The organism is Comamonas denitrificans (assembly GCF_042654745.1).
GTDB classification, from domain to species: Bacteria; Pseudomonadota; Gammaproteobacteria; order Burkholderiales; family Burkholderiaceae_C; genus Comamonas; species Comamonas denitrificans.
In genome coordinates this window covers 1-1,987 of the sequence record NZ_JBHSEY010000027.1, presented here as the reverse complement: position 1 = coordinate 1,987, position 1,987 = coordinate 1, and the positions used below count along the sequence as shown (strand labels likewise).

The 1,987-nt window shown below is 62.0% G+C and carries 1 protein-coding gene and 4 pseudogenes; all 5 read right to left on the bottom strand.

Going from position 1 to position 1,987, the window contains the following annotated elements; all coding sequences use genetic code 11:
* Positions 1 to 295, bottom strand: a pseudogene (locus ACFO24_RS06935) (dihydrolipoyl dehydrogenase); the annotation flags it as partial.
* A 162-nt stretch (positions 296 to 457) separates the two neighbouring features.
* Positions 458 to 592, bottom strand: a pseudogene (locus ACFO24_RS06930) (hotdog domain-containing protein); the annotation flags it as partial.
* Between the two features lie 319 nt (positions 593 to 911).
* Positions 912 to 1,130 (bottom strand): annotated as a pseudogene (locus tag ACFO24_RS06925) (DUF779 domain-containing protein); the annotation flags it as partial.
* Positions 1,131 to 1,208: 78 nt separating this feature from the next.
* Positions 1,209 to 1,562 (bottom strand): CZB domain-containing protein, encoded by a 354-nt coding sequence (locus tag ACFO24_RS06920; RefSeq protein ID WP_377737665.1) that lies wholly within the window; start codon positions 1,560 to 1,562, stop codon positions 1,209 to 1,211.
* Between the two features lie 207 nt (positions 1,563 to 1,769).
* Positions 1,770 to 1,987 (bottom strand): annotated as a pseudogene (locus tag ACFO24_RS06915) (IS91 family transposase); the annotation flags it as partial.

The following is a 1,987-nucleotide window of genomic DNA, read 5'->3' as shown; positions in this document are numbered from 1 at the left end:
CAAGGGTTGGATGCGGGTGGATGGTCTTGCCGATGTCCACTGCGTCGGCACCCATCTCGATAGCCAGCGCGATCTCTCCGATCATGTCGCCCGCGTGGGTGCCGACCATGCCACCGCCCAAGATCTTGCCGTGGCCCCGGCCAGCATGGCCGTCTCCTGATCCTGCTTCGGGGCTGTCGTTGAACAGCAGCTTGGTGAAGCCTTCGTCGCGCCCGTTGGCAATGGCACGGCCGGAGGCGGCCCAGGGGAACAGGCCTTTCTTGACCTTGACGCCCTGGGCCTTGGCCTGGTCTTGGGGTCTCGGCGTCCAGGTGTCCACGGGGCGCGGGGTGCCATGTTCGTCGGGCGAGACGAACACCGCCACGCAGTGCGTTACCTCCTGGTAGGCCTCGCTGATCTGCGGGCCGCTGCGCACTTCAATGAAGATGTTCATGCTGGTGGTGCCCGTGTAGGCCAGGCGGGCTTCCACCTCCACCAGGGCACCAGCCACCACGGGGTGCGCGAAGCGGATCTTGCCAAAGCTGGCCGCCACGCAGGGGCTCTTGGCCCACTGGTGGGCCACCACGGCAGCGGCTTCGTCAATCCACTTCATGACGGTGCCTGCGGCCACGCGGCCGCCGGGGCTGTCGGCAGAGGCTTCTGCCACAAAACGCAAGATGGTCGAGGTGGTGGTCATGGGCTGCTGCGGGGCCACGCTGGCCCGCAAAAGTTCTTCATGCGTCCCATTATTCATGAGAGCCGCGACAGGGTGGCCGCCGTTGCCCGCCTGAATGTGACCGTTTGTAGGGGCGAGGCAGCCCGCCGCACTGGCAGTCTTGCCAGCGTGGCGGGGCTTGTTTGCTATTGTATTGATAGCTAGTTACGCTTGCTGGATAAGCGCTGGAGGGCTATTTCTTCTCAAGCCCCACAGATCAAGGCACAGGCGGCTGGATGCCCAGGGCCACCAGTTCTTCGGGGCTGAACACCCGCGACCGCGTGTGGAATGCCTTGCCCTCCGGCCCCTCCAGCGAGAAGGTGCCACCGCCGTGCCCGTCGATCACATCGATGATGAGCTGCGTGTGCTTCCAGGTTTCGTACTGGGCTTTGCCGATGTAGAAGCGGCAGCCCCCGATGTCGCCCAGGTACACATCGGGTCAGCGTGGTTTGCACAGCGTTACCGGCAACGTGGACCGGGTCCATGTCGTTCATAAGGTTTCCTTGAAATTGAGTCAGATCTTGCAGAGCCGATCAAGCTCCATCAACTTCGCGACAAGGATGTTTGAATCCTTGAGCATGTCGGTGACGGCCTGCCTGACCGCAGCCGGGTCATTGGCTTCCTTCGCTGCCAGGGCCCTTTCGCCAGTCTGGTGGAAATGCTCGTGCACCGTGTTCATCTCGAAAACCAGTTTCGCCTTGTCGGCCCCTTCCGGAATCTGGGAGGGCCCTTCGGTGTCGATCCATTGACCGAGCTTGCAGGAATGGAAATCGCAGCCCCGAAAATCGCCCTGATCCTTCAGGGTCTGTTCGAGGCGGCGCAGGTACTGGATGTGATCGTTGATACGTTGAAAAAAGAACGCACTCATTTTTTATCTCCCACGGATAACGGATAGGAAATTCAACCGCATGAGGCCAAGTATGGCACGAGTTTTGGGCCTCGAAACACGTTCGGCCAAGGAAGGTTGAGCGCTCGCTTGCCGCTCAATGGCAAGAGCTTGGGAGGCAGTATGCATTTGGGCCTGGCGCGCGCGCAGCTGCTTCCCCGCAGCGATGGATACCGCCGCTTCACTGGGTCACCAATTGACGCGCTGGTCTACCTCGTCGGGTTGAGCTGCCAGATCCCAATCCGGCTCGCCTTGCGCACCATCATCCACCGGCGCGTCGCAGCCCTCCCACAGCGGTGGCCCGCGTGCCGGGGTGATGCGGGGTGGCTCTGAATCTGCCCCGATGTGGTTCAGGATGTGGCGGATTTCGGCGCTGTGGGTGATGAAGGCAATGATGCGCATCTGCC